A 22,568-nucleotide genomic window follows, 5' to 3' on the forward strand; every position below is an offset into this window, starting at 1 on the left:
ACTTACCTTTTGGCAATGTTCTGGTTTATCGCAAACACTGTCATGCTTGAGTTTTAAAATCGTTATTGTTGACGTAAATAATATGCAACTTTCTTGGCTTGGGCAGCATCACTCCACCAATAATCAATTCCTGCCGATAGTTTAGGTTTGATGGCGGGCTGACGATACATATTCCAATAGGCATACCAGTTTTCACCTTTGCCATAGGTTGGAATTTGATAATACCCCGCACGCAATAAACGATCCAAAACTTTGGTACGCACAATCAATTGTTCACGATTAGGCGCACGAATCAACTGTTGTACCACTTCATCAATTACTGGGTTTTTAATGCCTGCGTAATTATAGTTTCCTGGTTGATCTGCGGCAGCACTACTCCAAAGCTGTGCTTGCTCATTGCCTGGACTTAAAGATTGCGGCATGACACTGGTGGTCATATCAAAATCGGCACGGCGCATGCGTTCAATATATTGCGGCACATCGACATGCCGAATATTTACCGTAACGCCCAGACGTTTCATATTGCGCACAAAAGGCACTAATGTGCGTTGCAAACCATCCTGATGAATTAAAAATTCAATTTGAATGGCTTTGCCTTTGGCATCGACCAATTTACCTTGCTGAAAACGATAACCCGCTTTCAAAAGCAATTCACGGGCTTTAAGCAAGCCGTTACGGTTAAAGCCACTGGCATCAGTCACAGGATACTGCCAATTTTGCAATACGCCTTGGCGTTGAATAGGATGCAGCTTGGCCAAATAGGGTTTTAAAACAGACAATTCTGCGGCTGAAGGTGTGCCTTTGGCTTCTAATTCACTGTTAGAAAAATAACTTTGCAAACGGCGATATTGCCCATAAAACAAGGCTTTGTTTTGCCATTCAAAATCATAAGCGTAGGTTAAAGCCTGCCTAAAACGAATATCCTGAAACGCATGTCTACGGGTATTAAAAACAAAACTTTGGGTCGGAATTGGGTTTTGGTGCTGAAATTTATGCTTGACCACCATGCCCGCATTCACAGCAGGAAAACGATATTCAGTGACCCATTTTCGTGCGGTATATTCTTCATGCAACGTGTATTGCCCCGACTTAAACCCTTCGAAGGCAATATCCAGATTGCGATAATAAACATACTTCAGGCGGTCAAAATTATAGCGCCCTTTATTTACGGGTAAATCTTTGCCCCAATAATTTGGATTACGCTTATAAGTAATGCTGCGCCCTGCATCAATCCGCTCAATAAGATACGGCCCTGAACCTAAAATCGGTTCTAGTGTGATGCGGGTAAAGTCACGCTTTTGCCAGTCTTTTTTAGAATAGATTGGCATTTGCGACAAAATCAGCGGCATTTCTGCATTGTTAGTGGATTTAAAACTGACTTTAACCTGATGCTTAGACAAGACCGTGGTTTTATCTAAATCGGATAAATACATTTGCAAACCTGGATTAGACTTGGTCTGAAAAGCATCAAAACTGAATTTCACATCATCTGCTGTAACTGGGCTGCCATCACTAAATTTAGCTTTAGGATTTAAATGAAAAATGACAAATGCAGTTTGCTTGGGGTCATAGCTGACTTTTTCTGCCAATAAGGGATACATCACCCCCGGCTCATCTAAAGAACTGCTCATGAGTGAATCGAATATAAAACTCACCCCATCGGTTGAGCTGCCCTTGCCATTCATGTCATTTAAATTATCAAAAGTGCCATTACTGGCACGAATTAAATCGCCACCTTTGGGCGCTTGCGGGTTGGCATAAGGCATAGCCGAGCGCCCCACATACTGAGGCTGGCTATGTACGGCAATATAGGGCGTGGTTTGTAACGCAGCCCATCCAAACTGCGGCAAGACCACACAACCTAAAATACAGCCCAGATATTGATGTGTCTTTTTTATGGCAAATGACATGCACACAGCTCCTTGTGCAGTATTCCTGAGGATGCCGTCAAAACATGACATCCTCAGGATTAAACTTTACAGATTCGGGACTTTAATCACATCGCCAATACGCAATTGAGTATTTGGCTGCATATCATTTAAATCTGCCAATGCTTTGGTGTCGATGCCATAACGACTGGATAAGCCAATCAGCGTATCCCCACGTTTCACTTTATATTCAGTTACGGTTTTGGGAACTTGAATATTTTGTCCAATGCGTAAACCTGAACGTGGCGTTAAGTTATTTAAACTCGCCAATTCTGCAACCGACACACCCACACGGCTGGCAATCGAATTTAAAGACTCACCACTTTTAACGGTATAAGTTTCGGTGGCTTTACTACTGCTGCTTTTCGCAGCACTTACGACCTCTGTTTTTACTTCATTTTTTGCAGCGCTGGCATCGACTTTTAAGCGTTGTCCAATGCGGACATTGGCAGTACGTGAAAGATCATTCAGCTCTGCCAAATAATTCAATTGCAATTTATATTTGCGCGCAATACTGCTTAAAGTTTCCCCTGCTTTGACCACGTGAATATCATTGGTGGTTTCAGCCACCGCTTCAACTTGGGCTTTTTTCTCAGGAACATCCCCCGTGAGTTTAAGAATTTGTCCTGCTCTTAAACCACTGTTACGGCTTAGATTGTTTAAGTCTGCAATATAGTCTTGGCTGAGATTATATTTTGTCGAAATCGCCGATAAGGTATCGCCACGTTGTACCGTATAACGCTCAGGCACATTGACACCTGCAGGCACTTTGAGGGTTTGACCAATGCGCACACCGCTTTGCGTGCTTATATTATTTAAACTGGCGAGCTCTGCCAAAGAAATTTTGGCTTGGTTGGCAATGCTCGATAAAGTATCACCACGCTGTACTTGGTAGTTTTCAGTCGGATAGTTTGGCTCTGCTGCTTTTGTTTCTGACTTACTGGCTTCAGCTTTGCTCGCTTCCGTTTTTTGTGCAGTCACTTCATTTACAGGCACATTAATGCGTTGCCCAACCAATAAGCTACTGTTCGCGTTTAAACCTGGAGTTAAATCAGCCAATTCCTGATTTGACAAGGCATAACGGTCTGCAATCAGTTTTAAGTATTCGCCACGCTTCACTACGTAAGTTTTGGTTGCGATTTTTGCAGCCTGTTCTGCGGCTTTTTTGTCGGCTTCTGCTTTGGCTTTAGATGCAGCCGTTTCTTTTAAACTTAGACGCTGCCCTACAAATAAGCCACTGGTGGTGCTTAAGTTATTAAAATCTGCCAATTGTTTTACAGTTAAACCAAACTGACTGGCGACACCTGTTAAGGTATCATTGGCTTGCACCACGTATTGCTCAGGCATGGTTTTTGGCTTAGCAGGCTCTGCCTGTACTTGTGGCTTGGCATCGTATAAATAAATACTGGTGCCCACATACAAAGTTGCATCTGGAGCAATTTGGTTCCACTTGGCAATATCACGCCAGTTCAAGCCATTTTTCATGGCAATACTGGCCAAGGTGTCCCCCGCTAACACGGTGTACGTGGTACGTTTGCCTTTTGGTGGTACGACCACCACTTCAGACTCCGTACGCACATAATTCTTACCTTGGTTACGCTTTGCTTCTTCTGAATCTAGGCGCGTATTTTCTGCCACACTTTTCGGGTAAGCAAAACCTTTGGTTAATTCTTTACCTTGCTGCTCTGCAACAGACAGACTGGTCTGAATAGCGGTCAGCTTAATTTTTCCATCGTATGGATCAACAATTTCAGTGCCTTGAGGCGCAATTTGTTTTAACTCAGCCACAAGTTGTTCTTGTTCTGCTTTAGAAGCCACAGGCTGCAACACTTCTTCTACAGTTTTATTGCTACCTTCTGCCTGCACTGCTGCAAGAATTTGCTCACGCTCAGTATTGGAAATTGGTGGTTCAATCCGCACAGGCTGAATATTGGCAGCAGGTGTAACAGCAACAGGAATACGCGGCGCACTTGGAATATCGCTACCCGCAGCAAATGCTGCCAAAGCGTCCGAACCTTGTGGCGTACGTGACAAACGTGTAGGCGTAGTCGTTGCTGGTTTTGAAACACTGGCTGTAGTCGATGCTGTGCTTGGTGTAGTGGTAGTTGTGACTGCCGTAGAGGCAGCAGGCTTGCCTGTAGTCGTTCTGGTTGTTGTACTGGTCGTTAACGCAGGTGGCTCAGATTTAGATGGTGTAATGGTCACACCAGAAGATGAAAACGATGGTGTGTTGCTGCTATTGCTTGCCCATAAACCGCCACCACCTTGTAGTTTTTTCAATCGTGCATCGACTGTTGGGCTTAAATCTGCAGGAATCAAAATACGCATTGGACTTTGGGTGTCAATCCGATCCCCACGATGTCCAGGGTTAAGCGAATACAGTTCGGCACGGCTGAGACCGGTAATATTGGCCACATCATTTAAATTCACCGCGCCCACATTAATTTCACGGAAGTGTGGACGGTTGGCAATTGGGGGTAAAGACACGCCATAAGCATGCGGGCTTTTAATAATTTGTGCTACCGCCAAGAAACGCGGCACATAGTTCATGGTTTCTTGCGGCAGTTTTAAAGACCAATAATCGGTTGGTAAACCTGCAGCTTTATTGCGGTTAATGGCTTGTTGAATACGACCCGGGCCTGCGTTATAAGCCGCCAATGCCAATTCCCAAGAACCAAACTGATTATACAAACTGCCCAAAAACTCATAGGCAGCACGAGTCGACTCCACGACATCTCGGCGACCATCGTACATCGAAGTTTGTTTTAAGCCGTAAATACGCCCTGTACTTGGAATGAACTGCCATAAACCTGCGGCAGCTGCGCTACTGGTTGCTGCAGGGTCATAGGAACTTTCAATCACAGGTAACAACGCCAATTCAGTTGGCATACCACGACGTTCAGCTTCTTTAACCGTGTGATACAAATAACGTGACGCACGCGCACTTAAACGATCCAAATACGGTTGACGTGAAATAAACCAGCCTCGCTGCGCTTCAATACGTGGGTTCCAATGGTTTAAATCCATTTTGAAACCAACGGTCATACGCTTCCAGACATCACCGTGTTTTAAAATTAATAAACGGTCACCTTCTACCGCGCGCATATCGGTTGCAGAGAGTAAATCTTCCAGAGCATCTAAAGTACTGGCATCTAAATAACCCGAACCGACCTGACTTGAAGTGAGTGGCTTGCTCGCACCCTGCGTCGAGCTACAGCCCGTCATCAAGCCAAGGGCAGCCAATGCTGAACCTAAAACTGTAATTTTTAAAAATGAAGGTAAAGTCGGCTGCCACATGCGCGTGGTTGGTTTATACATAAAAAAATCCAAACAACTCGTATATAAATTATTTTTTAGACTTGCCATTGTAGTAGAGCTAGACAACGACACAAGGCATTAATTTAGCGCGTTTCGTCTATAAATGTTACAAGAAATTAAAAAATAGACAGGATTTACACGTCTAAACCGAATTTGCGATATACAATAGCTTTTCATTTTGATTTATTTTGCACAACCTGCGGATCTGATTTATGTCTCAAACAATCACTTTATATGTTGATGGTGCTTGTCGTGGTAATCCTGGCTTGGGTGGCTGGGGTGCGTATATTGTTACTGAACAAGAAGAACATAAATTATATGGTGGCGAAGCTCAAACCACCAATAACCGTATGGAATTGACTGCAGCGATTGAAGGCATTTTATTTTGCCCAATGGATGCCAAGCTGATTATTTGGACTGACTCCAATTACGTCAAACAAGGCATTACCGAGTGGATTCACGGCTGGAAAAAGAAAAACTGGAAAGATGTCAAAAACCCTGACCTTTGGCAAAAATTAGATGCCACCTGTCAAGGGCGTGAAATTGAATGGCACTGGATTAAAGGTCATGCAGGACATGTAGGCAATGAAATGGCAGATCAGCTTGCCAATTTAGGTGCAGATCAAATTCAGAAAACCTTAACTACAAATACGGCTCAACACATTCGCCCTGCGCTCGAGCTTACCCCAAATGATAAAAAAAAAGCGGAATCTGATTGGTTGCTCGACGATCCTTTCGGTTTTGACTTGATCGAAGAAGATGTAGAAATTGAAACAAGTACGCTGCATCGTCCTGTAGAAATCGACGTACACAACAATCATCAGGTCAAGGTCGATCTTGAAATAATGCAGACGCCAACCACACGCCTAGCCACAGAAACAGAAACAGAAACAGAAACAGAAACAGAAACAGAAACAGAAACAGAAACAGAAACAGAAACAGAAACAACAATTGAAACTGCAATCAATGCCGTTGAAGCCGATACAGCAGCAGTAAATGATCTTTCCAATCATCCACACATTGTGATTACCCCTGCCACGCTAAGCTTACATGGTCCACGCCAATTGATTCTAGATACTGAAACCACAGGTTTTTACTATCAAGATGGTGACCGAATTATTGAAGTCGGTGCGCTGGAAATGATTAACCGTAAACTCACGGGCAGTTCCATCCACATTTATATTCAGCCTGAAAAACTGGTCGGTGAATCAGAAAACATTCACGGTATTTCAGATGAGTTCTTAAAAGACAAACCCAAGTTTGCCGAAATTGCCGATGTGCTGTATCAATATCTTAAAGGTGCAGAAATTATTGCGCATAACGCCACCTTCGATATGAACTTCTTAGATATGGAGTTCAGTCGTGCGGGGTTGGGCAATTTGTCCGAAGTATGCGAAGTGACCGACTCACTGCTCATGGCAAAAAGTAAGCATCCTGGGCAAAAAAACTCACTCGATGCGCTCGTCAGACGCTATGAAATTCCTGCGCGTGACCGTACGTTCCACGGCGCATTACTAGATGCTGAAATTCTAGCCGATGTTTACTTGGCAATGACTGGCGGACAAGTCGCCTTTGATATGGATGCTCTGTCTGCAAGCGAAGAACAGCAACGTCAAAGTGATCGTTTAAGCATTGATATTGATCTTGCTGTGATTCTGCCATCAGAAGAAGAATTGGCTGCACATGAGAATTGGGTCAAACAATTTGAAGAAAAACACGGTAAACCTTGCTTTTTTGCCAAATAAAATCTACGAGTTTTGTAATTTTATGTATTTAAAGATTTGCCAGTTCAGTTATAGTTAAAGCAAATAGGACTTTGTGTATTTTGCAAAGAACCAACAAACAGATAAAACACTAGGAAAGGTGCAGATCCATGTCTTACCAAACCTCTATACATTTTGATCCAACTGCCTTACTGATAATAAAAAATGAGGTTGATAATTCTATCAAACTGGTTGAATCCGCAGTAAGCACCTTAGCAGAAGATCAAACTTTGCCTTTTGGGATTGATGATGCACTGAATCAGTTTGAACAGTGTGCTCAGGTTTTAGCCTTAATTGATATGGAAAGCTTGGCAAAAATTGCGCAATACTCAGCAGAGCTGATGCGTAAAATTATGGGGAATCCAAGCAATATCAACACGCTGGAAGTCATTGCACTTAGCGAAGGCACCACCATGCTCAAGCGTTATATTGAGTTTATTTGCCTACGTGAAGTTAAAATTCCACAATTCCTACTCGACACTTTAAACCGTTTAGAATTGGCATTGGGTAAACCATTGACTCAAGAAGGTCAGCATATTGAAACTTTATTGGACTGCATCACTCCAAGTTTCCAATTGCCGCAAGTGCCTTCTTTAGAAAAGTCGGCTTATGTGCATCGCTTATATAAACTGTCATTACATAAGCTGCTCAAGCAAGAAGAATCTGCCATGGATCTTCAAGCGATTAAACTGGTAGGAACGTATTTGGCAGGTTTGGCAGAACAACATCCGAGTCAGCAATATTGGGGCTTAGTACACGTTGCCTTTAACCATATTGATAACTTGTTGTTGAATGAGCCACGTTTGCGTACTTTTATTAGTATTGAGCACAATATGCGTCAATACTTTGCTACGCCAGAAAGCTTTACCGCCAGCTTGTCTGATCTTGCGAATGTGTTGAGCCTGTGTATTAGTCAAGAAGATGAAATTTCTCAACATATTCGCAGTCAAATGAATATTGGTGAAGACTTACTCACCGACATGCAGCTCCAAGTATTCAGCCGTCATTTATATGGTCCAGATTTTGACACCATGCATACCATTAGCGATTTGGTCACCACAGAAATGACACAAATTCGCAATGATATTGAATACAACTATCAAAACATGAGTCCTGAAAAAACGCTGGAATTACAAGGCAAATTAACAGAGTTAGCAAACTTGTTTAAAGTCTTGAACTTAAATGAAGCGCATTTGGACTTACAACGCCAAGCTGAATCATTAAGCCGTCCTGAATTACTCAAAGATGAAAACTTTGCCCAGCAATTAATGAACGTGATTTTATCGGCCATGAACTCAATCGGTGTGCTTGAACGTCACCACACCTCTAGCCGTTTGCAGTTACGTGTGAATAACATGAACATTTCGCTAGATCGTTTAGATGAAGCACACGAAGCCTTGCTGACTGAAACCAAGTTACTGATTGACTTAATCACGCAAACACTGACACAGCACCTACAAACTCAAAGTGTTGCAGATTTAGAGCATACTTCAGCGCAAATTCGTGAAGTTGCAGGGGCAATGTTGTTCTTGAATGCTGAAATTGGTCAAAAAGCACTGAAAGTATCTGCAGATTTTGTGCATGCACAAGTCGAAGCAGGACAAAACTTAACTGCTGAACAAGTCAACAATATCTTAGATACGCTTGCCAGTGCAGACATGCTGATTGACAATTTAAAGAACAAACAACCTGTTCTACAAAGCATGTTTAAGGTAGCATTGGACAGTAGTGAAAAATTGAAAACTGTAGCCTAATGACTGAACTCTCACTTGCATATATTTTTCAGCAACAACAACTTTTGGTCGATGAAAACTTCCAATTACCACGTGTGGAAAAGTTGGCAAGTGATTTAAGTTTTAGCTCGGGTGATCAAGTGATTGCCCGAGATCTGCTTGAAGATGAATCCATTCCTGAAGGCTTTCAACTGGTGCCTATCCGACAACTTTTACAAGTCTGGAACACCCAACAGTTTGAACAAGCCAGCCGTGCTATTCAGTTACTCGAATGGCGTCGCAACCACAAATTCTGCAGCCATTGCGGTCATAAAACCGAAGTCCATGCGACTCAATATGCCATGGTCTGCCCGGCTTGTGGCTATCACCAATATCCGCGCGTAAATCCATGTGTCATTACCGTGATTACTCGTGGTGAAGATGAAGTCTTATTGGCGCGTAATGCACGCAATAAACTGCCCATTTACGGTTTAATCGCAGGCTTTGTTGAAGTGGGTGAAACACTCGAAGAAGCAGTACGTCGTGAAACTTTTGAAGAAGTTGGCGTACAACTTAAAAATATTCAGTATCTTGCCAGCCAGCCGTGGCCTTTTCCAAGTAACTTAATGATCGCCTTTAAAGCTGAATATGCAGGCGGTGAAATTCAGTTACAGGAAGAAGAAATTCGTGATGCACAGTTCTTTAAGTTTGATCAACTGCCTGATATTCCATTTAAAGGCAGTATCGCCCATGCCATGATTATGCATGTGACCCAAGGCACGCCTGTGGCAGATGACACCAAAGCTTGGCTATAAGTCTAATTCGCAATCTTGCATTTAAAAAACCGTTGCACCCCATAAGCTGCAACGGTTTTTTTAATTACCATTTTCCACAGAAGATCAATCAACATCACGCATCTTTAAGTGCCTGATCTAAAGCACGCATAATTTGGCGTTTGGTCGCAAAGAAACGACTAAACAAACTCGACACCGATGCCATAACACTGACATGCCCTGTTTTTGGAATGACAATAATTTCACTATGATTGCCATATTTCTTTAATACGTGGTCGAAGTCTGTGGCATTACTTGCCCCCACAATTTGATCTTTTTCTGCCACCAATAAATAGTGTTTGACTGAATTCGGCTCCACAAAATAATACGGCATCACATCCTGATACGGCACCTCTTGATCAAAGGCATCGGCACATAGCGGATCATCCTTATAATCAAAATGATAAGGCCCTGCCAAACCAATAATCGCACGAATGTGATCTTTACAGCTTAAAGCATAGGGCTGGGGATGGTACAACAAGGACATCACATTAAATGCCCCAGCCGAATGTCCCATCAATACCACCTGTGCCGTAGAAATACCCAGTTTGTGTTGCTGCTGAGTCAAGTAATTCAGTGCAAGAGTTAAATCATCAATATAGGTGGGAAAAATATGCTGTGGCGCGAGTTGATAGTTCATCACCGCAACATCAAAGCCTTCTTTTGCAAAAGCTTCGCCCACAAAGCGATAATCCTGCTTATCGCCACGTGACCATGCCCCGCCATGCACAAAGACCATGAGTGGACGCTGTGGGCGTGGTGTTGTAGTGCGGTACAAATCCAGACGATGTCGCGCGCGTAAACCATAAGCAATATTACTTTGAACGGTATAACCCTGACGTGGGGTTAAACGGTTCAGCGCATAGCTGCCCAAACTATACAGGCGAAATTCTTCATAAATACGTTTCGCCTGTTCTAAAGTTTTATTCAGTTGTTTAAACCAGTGTTCCACATTATTGAACATGCGTCGGTTCAACCTGATCTGGGTCAATCGCGACTGGCGTTTGTGTTTCTGGAGCAACCATTGGGCTGACAAAGTTCGCGTTGTTGCTCGGCTGTAGCTCAATATTATCAATTAGGGTAATAATTTTAGTGACATTGCCCACTTGTTGTAGCACTTGGTTTAAATCCTGCAATTCTGCATTGTTCAAACGTCCCATCACATATAACACGCCATCTTCGGTATGAATACGCACTTTGCTGTCTGACACCACAGGCGCTTTCATAATCAAACCACGGGTATTTGCAGTGACCGTGGTGTCCTGCATAATGGTGCTATAGCTGATTTGATTACCCACTGTAATATAATTATGGATGGTTTTTACATCACTCATGGCACGCACATTGTCTTCTGCTAATTGTTTTAAATGGGCGTCAGGCACTTGCCCTGTCAACAACACATTGCCATGAAAACTTTCTATATTGACACGTGATTGTTTAAAACGTGAATCCAGTTTATATAAATTAATTTTTGCAGTACGTTCAATAGAGTTATCTATAAACACTTGCCCAAGTGAGCGTGCACCACTTTCTGTACCCACTGGCGCAGTGCCTGTGCCACTTGAAATAAAACTTGCACAACCCGATAAACTTGCTACACACAGCAAGGTCACTGCAATACGCTTGAACACTCAGCAAGACTCCTATTATTTTCTTTCAATTCTGGCTTGTGCTGTGCATTTCATCCTTAGATTTGCACGATCAACAATACACCGACTGATGCTTTTGCTTTAAATTTCACTCAAAGATTAATCAAGTCTGCATCAAAAGTAAAAGCATTTTCAATCCATTGCAAATCATACGGGAATTTGGAAAAGTCTTGCTGTACTGTTTTTGCAAATTGCCGAGAAAAATCAAAGCAAATCACATCAAAACGACAATAATATTCTGAATAGTGTGGATATTCTGTTAAAAACTGCAGAGCGGTTTTCATAATTTTACGCTGCTTGGATGCAGACACCACTTCATAGGCTTTGCCATAGCCAGTTTGCGAACGCGCTTTAACTTCTACAAAAATCAGTTGTTCTGCTTGAATAAAAATACCATCTATTTCACCAAAAACACTGTGATAATTCTGCTCCAGCATACGCCAACCGTGTTGATGTAAATATTGCCAAGCCGTCTGCTCTGCCCATGTGCCAATGCTTTGCTGCAGTATTTTTTTATTCATGCTATATCCAATTTTTTATTTTGTTGTGCTGATCAGGCATATTATTCACTGAGGTGAGATGACGCGAGTTTCACACGTCAGACTGCAATTCAGGTAGAATAAGCGCTTGGTCTGTAACTTGCATCAGACGCAAGCCAATACTGCCGTTGTTTCGTGTTTGATTTTTTTATTTTAGTTTGTTATTTCCCACGGAGAAAACTCAATGAGTGCCCAGTTATTTGTTGTTGCTACCCCAATTGGTCACTTAGATGATATGAGCTACCGTGCAATTGATGTGCTCAAATCAGTCAGCCTAATTGCTGCTGAAGATACCCGCACCTCTGCACAATTAATGAAACATTTTAATATTTCAACTCCGCTTACAGCCTGCCATGAACACAACGAAAGTAACAAGATTGATATTTTAGTCCAAAAATTACTCAATGGCGAAGACATGGCGCTCATTAGCGATGCAGGTACACCACTGATTAGCGACCCAGGTTTTAAACTGGTTCGTGCAGCACAAGCCAATGGTATTCGTGTGATTCCTGTGCCGGGTGCATGTGCAGCCATTGCAGCGCTCAGTGCGGTTGGCTTACCAAGTGATCGCTTTAGTTTTCAGGGATTTCTCGCTTCTAAACAGTCACAGCGATTACAACAACTTGAAAAGCTAAAAGATGAAACCCAAACCCTGATTTTTTATGAAGCACCACATCGAATTTTAGATTCAGTCAAAGATATGGCTGCCGTGTTTGGTGCAGATCGCCCTGTTGGCTTTGCCCGTGAAATCACCAAAACCTTTGAAACCATTAAAAAAATGACTTTAGGTGAATTGGCTGAATTTATCGCAGCAGATCATCATCAACAAAAAGGTGAAATTGTATTGGTGGTGGGGGGAGCGAGCGAAGAAAAAGACATGGAACAAGAAAAATTAGATCAATTATTGCAGCGTTTGTTGCAAGATTTATCGGTAAAAGCAGCATCACAATTGGCGGCTGATCTAACAGGGATTAAAAAGAAAATTGCCTATCAACGTGCGTTGGAATTAAGCCAAGCAGCTGAATAAGCCGATTGAGCAATAACAGTGATGACGATCATCGCGCATAAAAAAAGCATCACCCTTTATACAAGGTGATGCTTTTTTATCTTGAAGTGATAAACATTAGAGCAGCCTGCATAGTAAGCATCCCGCCCTAACTCACTCAACAGTTCAACGAATAAATTCAATCAACAAGTTCAGCAAGCACGTTCAACAGATTAGTCGCGCGCAGACTCATCTGGTGGCACTTCGGTAATTTTTCCGCCACGCGCCAAGAATGCAGCCACTTCATCTTCCAATGCCTGACGCTGTTTTAGTTTGGCAGTTACAGTGAGAGTTTCTGCTTCTGCAAGATCACCATCTACAGCACCTTCTTCTGATTCTGCTGCACCTTTTTCAGCCGCTTTCGCTTCATCTTCGTCTACAGTTGAATCTTCTACATCATCGTAATCGTTCATGTCCGTCATCTTAATCTCCCCACAAATGACTTCAATTTAGTCCAAGTGAAAACTGGTTATGAATTACGATGAAATTTAGCAATCTCTTGGCCTTTCGCATAGAGTCTAGATTAAAAAAAACGTATCTTTTTTAACCAAATTCGTAATCAGGTATGTATGACCGTACAAAAAACGACTGTTTTGCTTTAAACCGCGTAGCGTGTGTCTTTAAGCAGGCTTAATCCACTGGCTTGTGACATAAAGGCATCTTTTAACGCAGGCAGCTGCTCCACCTGTTTTAAACCAAAGTTACGTGCCCACACCACAGGGAATAAAGTGGTGGTTTCCATCCAGCCAATCGCAGACATACTATGCATCATGGCATCATTTTGTCCTTTACGACGATGCTCGTAACGCTTTAAAGTTTGCTCATGCGCCCAAACACCACGTTTGAAATCATGCAACAACACATCGCACAGTACGGCTGCATCCAGACAACCAATATTCACGCCCTGCCCTGCAAGCGGATGAATTACATGCGCGGCATCACCAATAAGTGCCAAACCATCTTGCACATAACGCTGCGCTGCACGTGCTTTCAGTGGGAAAATAGCACGTGGGGTTGCCTCTAAGACTTCCCCAAGCATGTGATGACTTTCACGAGTCAAAAGTTGGGTAAAGTCGTCATCATTCAGTTTGGCATATTCTTCGGCATAGTCATCAGGCAAAGTCCAAACAATCGACTGCCAATGCCCTTCCTGCTCGGCGTGTAAACTTGCCATCGGTAAATAGGCCAAAGGACCAGTTTCTAAGAAAATTTGACGTGCAACATGCTGATGCGGCTGCGCAGTACGAATTGCACAGGTTAGACCTGCCTGACGATAATCCAACACATCAAAATCAATAAAGGCTTGTTCGCGCACAAAGGAGTTAGCACCATCTGCGCCAATGACTAGCTTAGTCTGTAATTGTGTACCATCGGCCAAATAAATGTGCCAAACGCCAACACCACGCTCTAAACGGGTCACTTTGACTTGCGTTCGATAATCTTGCACTTGTTGCAACATTTGCTGCTGAATCGCTAGATTTAAAATGCTTGGCTCGACCATTGAACCCAGAGCCTGCTCAATAGCGGGTGTACGTTCGTTACTTGCCCCAAAGTTAATTTCGCCATAGCCATTTTTATTCCAAACCTGCATGCCGCTATACGGCATATGTCGCGCCAGTTTAGACCAGACATTGACTGTTTTTAACAGGTGGATGGTGGCCTGACTTAAAGCCAATACACGCGGATTGGCAACTGCAAGGGTTTTCTCTGCATCTAAAATAGGTGCGGCATCTAAAACTGTAGCCTGCACCCCCCCTTGTGCCAATAAAAGTGCAGTTAAGCCTCCCACCAAGCCGCCACCAATAATGACGACATCTAACACTTGCGTTTGTTGATTTGCTGTGATCATGCTTTTAACCCCATGGCATAATTGGCGACCAAAGGTTTAATGCCTGGAATGGTATCAAACGCGACTAAGCCTGTATTACGCATAAATTTCAGGATTGGGTTTTGATTGCTAAATCCACGTACCACGCTGTCACAGAATTTAATGACTCGCTGTTGATCTTTCAAACGCGATTGTTCATAGTCACGCAGCATTGCAGCATCGCCTAAATCTGCTGACTGTGCCGCCTGTTCGGTGAGATAACGCAATAATACGTAAGCATCTCGCATACACAAGTTAAAGCCCTGCCCTGCGACTGGGTGAATGGTATGCGCTGCATTACCCATCAGTACAACGCGACCAACCGCCTGTTTTTCTGCCAGAACTTGTGACAATGGAAAACTAAAACGACGTCCTGTTTTTTCAAACTTCCCTGCACGGTCACCATAGGCTTGTTGCAAGGCATTTAAAAAGTGTTGATCATTTTCATCACCAATCCATTCATGTTCTGTCCCTTTTGGCACAGGCCACACCACAGAACGGCGATATTCACCTGGCAGGGGCAGCAACGCCAAAGGCCCTAAATGACTAAAACGCTCAAAACCCACATGCGCATGCGGCTTGGAGGTTTGCACTGTGGTCACAATCGCTACTTGGTCATAATCATGTTCCGATGCACCAATGCCCAAGGCTTTACGGCAGAAAGAATCACGACCATCGGCAGCAATCAGTAGTTTGGCAGCAAGCTGTAATTGTTCCTGACCACGTACCGCTTCAATATAGGCAAAATTTGCATCTTGTTTAAGACTGGTGACCTGCACACCATCAATCAATTCAATCAAAGGTTGTTTACGTACTTCGGTCAACAACACTCGACCTAACCATGCATTTTCAATCACCTGACCAAAGCTTTCGACTTTTTCTTGTTCGGCCAATAAACGTGCCTTGCCAAAACTACCTTGTTCGGTAATTTGAACTTCTAAAATAGGCGTAGCATGTTCTTGCAAGGCATCCCATAAACCTAGCTCTTGGTAAATTTGTACGCTGCGACGCGACAAGGCACTGTTACGTGCATCAAAACTGGAATGATACGGCGCAAGGCTGGCATCGTCATAATTGGGGTATTGAATCGCTTCTAGCAACTTCACTGCAATGTTTGACTTAGCCAACATCAAGGCTAAGCTTAGCCCGACCATACCACCGCCTACAATGATCACTTCTTGTTGCATGCCTTGATCCTTTTTATGAGGTATTCGACTTCAAAAGATTCAATCGAAATACGTATAATCTGTAATGGATTTTATCTTACCGCAAAGTCATTTATTTTTATAATGAATTAGTGTTGAAGCTATGGAAGATGATTAGACTTCTTGCAAATGTCCGATTCAAACTATAATTATTAATCCCCCATCTTCTTGCTCCGAGCCATGCATGACACAAGAGAAGATATATTCCATACTTAGTACTATTGATGGCTGATGATCAATTTTGAAATAAGCTCAATGATAAAAATGATCTCACATAATGATTATTATACAAACTATCTTTGTAATGCATATTGCATTACAATATTTCCATACATTCAATAACTGAGAAAAGTGATGGCTACTGTTAATTTCAGGGTCGATGAAGCCCTTAAAGAAAAATCTTATTCAATCCTTAAAGAACAAGGTATCTCACCTACCGATTTCTTTACCAATATTCTTGAATATGTGGCAACGACTGGAAAGCTTCCAGTACAGAAAGCGTTGCTTTCAGAAGAAGATGCTGAACTATTGGCACTTGTCCGTAAACGCATGAATGATCCTAAAGAGATGTTCGAGGAAGTCACATTAGATGACTTATAATCTTTTACGTCACAAGGACTTCACTGCAGAATGGGAAAAGCTTCCGAGTGCTATCCGCGACCAATTCAAGAAAAAATTAGCCAAAGTCATTGAGCAGCCACATATTCCAAAGAACATGCTTAAAGGTGATCTTGCTGGCTGCTATAAAATCAAATTATTAAAAGCGGGTGTCCGACTTATTTATCAGGTCAAAGATGATCAGGTCGTTATTTTGCTCATTACCGTTGGAAAGCGTGCTGATAACATTGTTTATGATGAAGCAAAAAAGCGGATCAAAGACTAAAAATTATTTACATACTCAAAATTTACACGCGCTTTCTAATAAAAAAGCTGATCACTTGACCAGCTTTGATTAGACCCAATTAAGCAGATTTAGCTTTTGCCATCAATGCTTCAATCTCTTCTACGGTTTTCACCACTTTTGAAGTCAGATTCAATGGCCCGTTCGCAGTCGCAACAATATCATCTTCAATACGGATACCTATACCACGCCATTTAGCATCTACCGTTTCATCATCGGGTGCAATGTATAGACCCGGTTCAACGGTCACCACCATACCTTCTTCATAAACACGCCAGTCTTCACCGTGTTTATAGCTGCCGACATCATGCACATCCATGCCCAACCAATGCCCTGTACCGTGCATATAAAACTGGCGATAACTTTCCGAAGCAATAATTTCTTCTAAATTGCCCTGCATAATGCCTAGATCAAGCAAACCTTGCACCAAAATACGCACCGCAACATGGTGTGGTTCTTTATAGGAGTTACCAATTTGTACAGCTTCAATTGCTGCAATTTGCGCATCCAATACAATGTTATACAGTGCTTTTTGTTCTGGACTGAATTGACCATTCACGGGAAAAGTACGGGTAATATCTGAGGCATAGCACTGATATTCACAGGCTGCATCAATCAGGACTAAATCGCCATCTTTAAGCACTTTGTCATTTTCGACATAATGCAAAATGCAGGCATTTTCACCACCACCGACAATACTGTTATAGGCAGGTACGCAGCCATTTTTACCAAAAATATAATTCAGTTCAGCTTCTAGCTCATATTCCATCATGCCTGCTTTTACTGTTTGCATGGCACGAGTATGTGCTTCTGCACTAATATTTGAAGCAATTTGCATCAGTTCCAATTCAGACTCAGTTTTATGCAAACGCATTTCATCCAGCAAACGATCTAACTGAACAATTTTGGCAGGTGCAGTATTGCCTTGACGATGTTGTGCATCAGCTTGTTGGTTCCATGCCGCAACACGTACATCAAATTCAGTCTGATGCCCCAAGCGATAGTACAACGTGTCTTTATTGACAATTTTGGCGATGATTTCTGCATCTAATTGCGCAATTGCAAAAGACTCATCTGCCTCAAACAGCTCAATTGCACCTTCTAAACCTGCGCGATAACCATTCCAGATTTCCATTTCACGGTTACGTTCACGGCAGAACAACGTGTAGGTATAACCTTCATCAATTGATTCATAGGTTTCAATCACCGCAACTGCTTCAGGTTCAGCAAAACCTGTTAAATAGAAAAAACTGCTGTCGGCACGATATTTATAATCTGCATCACGATTACGCATTGCCACAGGACTGGTTGCAATAATTGCGACACTATTGGGTCCCATCAGTTCTGCAAGTTGATCACGACGTTCTTTAAATTCGACTTGAGTCAGTTTTTTCATAAATACGGTCTACATATATAAAATGATGAAAATATGATTGTTGTAATGACTTAAAGCACCTTACACCGACTTAACTTAGGCACACAACGCCCGATTAACTCGGACGGTGTGGCGTAAACATTTCAACAACAGCACTTGCGTTTTGTGTTGTTTGTACGGTTTGTTGACGCGACTTAGCATGTAAGTTTTGCAATAAAGAGCTTTCTTCTACAGACACTTTTTTACGTCCTACAGATAAACTCACAGGAATCAAACGTACAAATTCATACAATTCCTGATAGCTTTCTTCGCCTTCTTCATCATTGTCTGAATCTTCAAATTCAACCGCAGCGACATCTTGTAAATGCTCAATCAGTTCGATTTCATCTGAACGAATATGCCCAGAAGCTAAACCAAACCCAAGCACGACGCCTGCACACCAATCCGCCAAAGCTTGCACACGTTCTTGTAAAAGATGTTCATCATCTGGCAACAACGGCAAATAATCCAACTCATCTTCAGACAAGGCATGTGCGACATCTTCTGATTCATCGGTTAAAAGTGAGAGTGCGGCTGGCTCTAATTCTGGCACATTTAAAGTTTCTAAAATCTGCTGCCATTCGGTTTCGGTTGGTGCATTTGTCACACAAACTATACCTGTCAGCAAGCCATGTAACTCACTTGGGCTTGAAATTTCTTCAATGTTAGAAAAATTGCGGAACCATTCCGACCAACCTGAAATATCGTCTTGCATTCGTTTATCCAATCTCTATACTTCGTATATATTACCTTTGTTTGCAATACTGTGCGACCACGATATGTTAGAAGAATTACAGCGTCTACAAGCGTATATTGGTGTTTTAAAAACACGAATTAATCATTATGAAAGTGAAAATGCCGCCCTCAGCACAGCCAAGCAAACTGCTGAGGAACAGCATCATGCTCAAATTGTTCAAAGAAACGGCATCATTACTGCCAAGCAAGATGAAATTGAGAATCTGACTGAGCAATTAAGCAGCACGCAAGCGCAATTACAGCAGTTAAATCAAGATGCGACAGCATTGGCAGATCGTTACAGTCGTTTGGAAAAAAGCTGTACTGATTTGAAAAACCGCTTTCAGGAAATTTTGGCTGAACGCAATGAATTACGCATTTTAAAAGAAAAAATGCTGAATGATCAGCGTTTAAATCAGCACGAAATTCAGACACTCAAACAAGAACGTGAAAGATTGTTACAAAAAAATGAGCATGCAAAAGCCAAAGTGGAAGCCATTATTCAGCGTCTTGCAATTTTAGGTACAGCTCAAGATCATCATGCGCAAGAAATTCAACAACTTGCCCACCCTGCCGAAGTGAGTGAGGAAGGTTAATATGTCAGTTCAAATTCCAATTGATTTACGTGTTTTAGGACATAGTTTCCGTTTAGCCACAACTGAAGAAAAAAGAGAAGATTTAGAGCGTGCGGCACAATTATTGAATGAACGCTATGATGAGTTTCGTCGTAAAGCGCCCAATATGGAACCGAGCAAACTGATTATTGTGGTGGCTTTAGAGTTGATGCAAGAGGTTCTTTCTATGAATAAATCTTTGCAGCATTATGAGCATTGTGAGCGTTTACTCAGCACCATTTTGCAAGAAGTTGAAGCCCTTACTTAAGTGGTGTTTTTTTGACTTAAGTTTGCATAAAGGCTATGCAAACAAGCTCTATCTTTATAGTTAATTCGTGAACATGAGTTGCCAAGCAACTGAGATGGGTTATACTAATTCTAACTCTGAGGTGTTCGCCAGCGAGTCTATATCCCTGCCGATACTTTAATCTTAGGATTGTGTTCTGCATATTTAGAGCGTATGCCCATCTCGTATGGGAAACCCAGCAAGTATGCGTCGCGTCCGCCTTGAACTTTTTCGGGTTCAGGGTAACGACATGCAGCGGCATCTTCGGAGCTATTTATTTTTAAATATCTAAAAATAAAATGTCTAAAAAATATAAAATCGTTTAGAAAAATGTATCAGCAGAAACCTTAAACCGCTCAGACAGCGCTTTAATATGACGAATATTCAACTGGCGTTTGCCGCTTAAAATCTCCGAAATCACAGATTGAGTTGCAACCTCTGCCAAGTCAGATTGACCTAATCCATGTTGCGCCATCAAAAAAGCTAAAGCAGCACGACCATCTCCATGAGGAATAGGCAGGTGTTCATTTTCATAAACAGAAACCAAGTCACCGAGTTGATGAATCAGCCCCATTAAAGGATGCGTTTCATCATCACCAACAATATCTAAAAGCTCATCTAAAGCCTCGACAAGTGCATGAAAATCTTTTTCATTTTCTGGTTTACTCAGCAAAGGAGCAACGTAGTGCCAGTGATCTACAGCCTGTTTAATCATTGCGTTCATACTAATCCTCCTTCCAATGACCTTTGTCATATTCTTTATGGGATAACACATGACGAATATACACACGCTTTGCCTGATACATCACAACAGCAATAAGTCGAATCTTATTCCCACCAATATCGAATACATGAAACTTTCCAACTTTATCAACTGCTGGAAATAACTGCTTCATTTCGGCAAAGTCTTTCGGATCATTTGCCTTAATAATTCGATACCAACCATCGAGTGCTGTTTCAGCCTGTGGCCACTTGTGCATTGCCTCTATAATTCTAGCGTGGGTGATCACATGCATAATATTTTATCGCATTTTGCTATAAATCAAGTATAAACTGATTATCGCATATTGCAATATTTTATAGCGAATTAAACAAACTCAGTTTCACCAACTTGATGATAGTGACGATTAAAATAAACCAACGCCTGATCTTGTTGATTTTTTTGAATAGCAACAATTGGGCAAATAAAAATAGTATGCGTCCCCACTTCTTGAATTTGTGAAATTTCACAATCAAAACTGACCAATGCATTTTTTAATATAGGAGCACCTGTTTCCAAAGCTGCCCATTCAGCCTGCTTAAAACGCTCATCGGAACTCAATTTTGATGAGGCAAATGCATTAGAAAGATGTTCTTGTTCTGCATTTAGCACATTCACACACAGCACTTTATTCTCTAAAAAACTGAGATGAGAACGCGATGATTTGTTCATACACACCAATAATGTTGGCGGTGTATCTGTCACGCTACATACCGCAGATGCAGTAAAACCATGACGTCCTGCATCTCCCATTGTCGTCACTACATTGACTGCACTTGATAAGAAAGACATTGCATTTTTGAAGTCTGTTGCTTTAACCATCACCGTATTCCAACACTCAACTTTTTTAGAAAGTTCAAAGGATGCTTTTTGCCTGAAAAAGCATCCCTGATTCACTTAACTTAAATTCACTTGGCTTGAATTCACTTCGCCTGATCGAACGCTTAACTAGATAATTCTTGGCGAATAATCTTCGTACCAGCAGCCAAAGCCTGTAACTTGCCTCGTGCAACCTGACGACTCAATGGTGCCATTCCACAGTTAGTCGATGGGTACAACTTGTTAGCATCGACAAATTGCAATGCTTTGCGCAATGTATCTGCAACTTCATCGGCTGTTTCAATCGTATTCGTTGCGACATCAATCGCACCCACCATCACCTTTTTACCACGGATAAGTTCAAGCAAATCCATCGGAACACGTGAGTTGTGACATTCCAGTGAGATAATATCCAAATTAGACTGCTGTAGTTTTGGGAAAACTGCTTCGTATTGACGCCATTCTGAGCCGAGTGTTTTTTTCCAATCGGTATTGGCTTTAATGCCATAGCCATAGCAAATATGCACGGCTGTTTCACATTTCAAACCTTCTAACGCGCGCTCTAATGTTGCCACGCCCCAGTCATTCACCTCATCAAAAAACACATTAAACGCAGGTTCATCAAACTGGATGATATCCACGCCTGCTGCTTCAAGTTCACGCGCTTCCTGATTCAGGATTTTGGCAAATTCCCACGCCAGTTTTTCACGGCTCTTGTAGTGCGCATCGTATAAAGTATCAATCATGGTCATAGGACCAGGCAGCGCCCATTTGATGGGTTGATCTGTCAGTGAACGCAGGAATTTGGCATCTTCAACAAAGACTGGTTTTTGCCTAGAAACTGCACCCACCACAGAAGGGACACTGGCATCATAACGATCACGAATTTTGACTGTTTCACGTTTTTCAAAATCGACACCTTCAAGGTGTTCAATAAAGGTGGTGACAAAATGCTGACGGGTTTGCTCCCCATCACTCACAATATCAATCTCTGCTTGCTGTTGTTCATGCAGTGATAGACGTAGCGCATCTTGTTTTGCGTCCAGTAATTCTTGCCCTGTTAATTTCCAAGCTGACCAAAGCTTTTCAGGTTCTGCGAGCCACGAAGGTTTAGGTAAACTGCCAGCCGTTGAGGTCGGTAATAAAATAGCCATTTTGAATCTTCTATCTGTATTTTAAG

The 22,568-nt window shown here is 42.2% G+C and carries 22 protein-coding genes and 1 other RNA gene; 9 read left to right on the forward strand and 14 right to left on the reverse strand.

Going from position 1 to position 22,568, the window contains the following annotated elements:
• Positions 1-62 precede the first annotated feature (62 nt).
• Together FTT74_RS09095 and FTT74_RS09100 are read right to left on the reverse strand one after the other, a co-directional pair.
• Complete coding sequence (locus FTT74_RS09095) at positions 63-1,910, reverse strand: extracellular solute-binding protein (RefSeq protein WP_179988922.1); 1,848 nt, start codon at positions 1,908-1,910, stop codon at positions 63-65.
• Between the two features lie 66 nt (positions 1,911-1,976).
• Entirely contained in the window at positions 1,977-5,246 is a 3,270-nt protein-coding gene (locus FTT74_RS09100; protein WP_179988921.1) for a LysM peptidoglycan-binding domain-containing protein, read from the reverse strand.
• A gap of 212 nt (positions 5,247-5,458) precedes the next feature.
• Here FTT74_RS09100 and dnaQ point away from each other — a divergent pair, with 212 nt between their 5' ends.
• The 3 genes from dnaQ to nudC all read left to right on the forward strand — a co-directional run bounded on the left by dnaQ (position 5,459) and on the right by nudC (position 9,536).
• Positions 5,459-6,991 (forward strand): DNA polymerase III subunit epsilon, encoded by a 1,533-nt coding sequence (gene dnaQ / locus FTT74_RS09105; RefSeq protein WP_179988920.1) that lies wholly within the window; start codon positions 5,459-5,461, stop codon positions 6,989-6,991.
• A 128-nt stretch (positions 6,992-7,119) separates the two neighbouring features.
• Positions 7,120-8,763 carry a chemotaxis protein gene (locus tag FTT74_RS09110; RefSeq protein ID WP_179988919.1) on the forward strand — a complete coding sequence of 548 codons (1,644 nt, stop codon included), beginning with the start codon at positions 7,120-7,122 and terminating at the stop codon, positions 8,761-8,763.
• Positions 8,763-9,536, forward strand: coding sequence for an NAD(+) diphosphatase (nudC, locus tag FTT74_RS09115; RefSeq protein WP_096902169.1), 774 nt, complete (start codon positions 8,763-8,765; stop codon positions 9,534-9,536). Before FTT74_RS09110 ends, nudC begins: the two co-directional genes overlap by 1 nt.
• A gap of 94 nt (positions 9,537-9,630) precedes the next feature.
• Here the strand turns inward: nudC and FTT74_RS09120 are convergent, their stop codons facing one another.
• The 3 genes from FTT74_RS09120 to FTT74_RS09130 all read right to left on the reverse strand — a co-directional run bounded on the left by FTT74_RS09120 (position 9,631) and on the right by FTT74_RS09130 (position 11,724).
• On the reverse strand, positions 9,631-10,518 hold the full coding sequence (locus FTT74_RS09120) for an alpha/beta hydrolase (RefSeq protein ID WP_179988918.1): 888 nt from the start codon (positions 10,516-10,518) through the stop codon (positions 9,631-9,633).
• Positions 10,508-11,185, reverse strand: a complete 678-nt coding sequence (locus FTT74_RS09125; protein WP_004972649.1) for a BON domain-containing protein — start codon at positions 11,183-11,185, stop codon at positions 10,508-10,510. The genes FTT74_RS09120 and FTT74_RS09125 overlap by 11 nt, the downstream gene beginning before the upstream one ends.
• 110 nt (positions 11,186-11,295) lie before the next feature.
• A complete protein-coding gene (locus tag FTT74_RS09130; protein ID WP_179988917.1) occupies positions 11,296-11,724 on the reverse strand; it encodes a YraN family protein in 429 nt (142 codons plus the stop codon).
• Between the two features lie 202 nt (positions 11,725-11,926).
• Between FTT74_RS09130 and rsmI the strand changes: the two genes are divergently transcribed.
• Positions 11,927-12,769: a 16S rRNA (cytidine(1402)-2'-O)-methyltransferase gene (gene rsmI / locus FTT74_RS09135; RefSeq protein ID WP_178319212.1), complete on the forward strand. Its 843-nt coding sequence runs from the start codon at positions 11,927-11,929 to the stop codon at positions 12,767-12,769.
• Positions 12,770-12,960: 191 nt separating this feature from the next.
• Here the strand turns inward: rsmI and FTT74_RS09140 are convergent, their stop codons facing one another.
• From FTT74_RS09140 to ubiH, 3 genes are all read right to left on the reverse strand, one after another.
• Positions 12,961-13,209: a hypothetical protein gene (locus tag FTT74_RS09140; protein WP_004972644.1), complete on the reverse strand. Its 249-nt coding sequence runs from the start codon at positions 13,207-13,209 to the stop codon at positions 12,961-12,963.
• A gap of 176 nt (positions 13,210-13,385) precedes the next feature.
• Entirely contained in the window at positions 13,386-14,636 is a 1,251-nt protein-coding gene (locus FTT74_RS09145; RefSeq protein WP_154320491.1) for an FAD-dependent monooxygenase, read from the reverse strand.
• Entirely contained in the window at positions 14,633-15,841 is a 1,209-nt protein-coding gene (gene ubiH / locus FTT74_RS09150; protein ID WP_167846137.1) for a 2-octaprenyl-6-methoxyphenyl hydroxylase, read from the reverse strand. The genes FTT74_RS09145 and ubiH overlap by 4 nt, the downstream gene beginning before the upstream one ends.
• 372 nt (positions 15,842-16,213) lie before the next feature.
• Here ubiH and FTT74_RS09155 point away from each other — a divergent pair, with 372 nt between their 5' ends.
• Together FTT74_RS09155 and FTT74_RS09160 are read left to right on the forward strand one after the other, a co-directional pair.
• Entirely contained in the window at positions 16,214-16,459 is a 246-nt protein-coding gene (locus FTT74_RS09155) for a type II toxin-antitoxin system RelB/DinJ family antitoxin (RefSeq protein ID WP_004970507.1), read from the forward strand.
• Positions 16,449-16,742: a type II toxin-antitoxin system RelE/ParE family toxin gene (locus FTT74_RS09160; RefSeq protein ID WP_004970510.1), complete on the forward strand. Its 294-nt coding sequence runs from the start codon at positions 16,449-16,451 to the stop codon at positions 16,740-16,742. Before FTT74_RS09155 ends, FTT74_RS09160 begins: the two co-directional genes overlap by 11 nt.
• A 79-nt stretch (positions 16,743-16,821) precedes the next feature.
• On the opposite strand, the gene pepP is transcribed toward FTT74_RS09160, so the two are convergent.
• Both pepP and FTT74_RS09170 read right to left on the reverse strand, forming a co-directional pair.
• Positions 16,822-18,156 (reverse strand): Xaa-Pro aminopeptidase, encoded by a 1,335-nt coding sequence (pepP, locus tag FTT74_RS09165; protein ID WP_154320488.1) that lies wholly within the window; start codon positions 18,154-18,156, stop codon positions 16,822-16,824.
• A gap of 94 nt (positions 18,157-18,250) precedes the next feature.
• Positions 18,251-18,889 carry a UPF0149 family protein gene (locus FTT74_RS09170; protein WP_179988916.1) on the reverse strand — a complete coding sequence of 213 codons (639 nt, stop codon included), beginning with the start codon at positions 18,887-18,889 and terminating at the stop codon, positions 18,251-18,253.
• Positions 18,890-18,953: 64 nt separating this feature from the next.
• On the opposite strand from FTT74_RS09170, the gene FTT74_RS09175 reads away from it, so the two are divergent.
• From FTT74_RS09175 to ssrS, 3 genes are all read left to right on the forward strand, one after another.
• Positions 18,954-19,505, forward strand: a complete 552-nt coding sequence (locus tag FTT74_RS09175; protein WP_154320487.1) for a hypothetical protein — start codon at positions 18,954-18,956, stop codon at positions 19,503-19,505.
• A 1-nt stretch (position 19,506) separates the two neighbouring features.
• Positions 19,507-19,791, forward strand: a complete 285-nt coding sequence (locus tag FTT74_RS09180; RefSeq protein ID WP_004970518.1) for a cell division protein ZapA — start codon at positions 19,507-19,509, stop codon at positions 19,789-19,791.
• 110 nt (positions 19,792-19,901) lie between these two features.
• Positions 19,902-20,084: non-coding RNA, 6S RNA (gene ssrS, locus FTT74_RS09185), on the forward strand.
• 47 nt (positions 20,085-20,131) lie between these two features.
• Here the strand turns inward: ssrS and FTT74_RS09190 are convergent.
• The 4 genes from FTT74_RS09190 to FTT74_RS09205 all read right to left on the reverse strand — a co-directional run bounded on the left by FTT74_RS09190 (position 20,132) and on the right by FTT74_RS09205 (position 22,542).
• Positions 20,132-20,533: a type II toxin-antitoxin system HigA family antitoxin gene (locus FTT74_RS09190; protein WP_004970519.1), complete on the reverse strand. Its 402-nt coding sequence runs from the start codon at positions 20,531-20,533 to the stop codon at positions 20,132-20,134.
• Position 20,534: 1 nt separating this feature from the next.
• Complete coding sequence (locus FTT74_RS09195) at positions 20,535-20,825, reverse strand: type II toxin-antitoxin system HigB family toxin (protein WP_019836372.1); 291 nt, start codon at positions 20,823-20,825, stop codon at positions 20,535-20,537.
• A gap of 71 nt (positions 20,826-20,896) precedes the next feature.
• Positions 20,897-21,391: a flavin reductase gene (locus FTT74_RS09200; RefSeq protein ID WP_004970523.1), complete on the reverse strand. Its 495-nt coding sequence runs from the start codon at positions 21,389-21,391 to the stop codon at positions 20,897-20,899.
• Between the two features lie 122 nt (positions 21,392-21,513).
• Positions 21,514-22,542: a methionine synthase gene (locus FTT74_RS09205; protein ID WP_179988915.1), complete on the reverse strand. Its 1,029-nt coding sequence runs from the start codon at positions 22,540-22,542 to the stop codon at positions 21,514-21,516.
• Between the last annotated feature and the right edge of the window lie 26 nt (positions 22,543-22,568).

The organism is Acinetobacter sp. YH01007 (genome assembly GCF_013420425.1).
GTDB classification, from domain to species: Bacteria; Pseudomonadota; Gammaproteobacteria; order Pseudomonadales; family Moraxellaceae; genus Acinetobacter; species Acinetobacter towneri.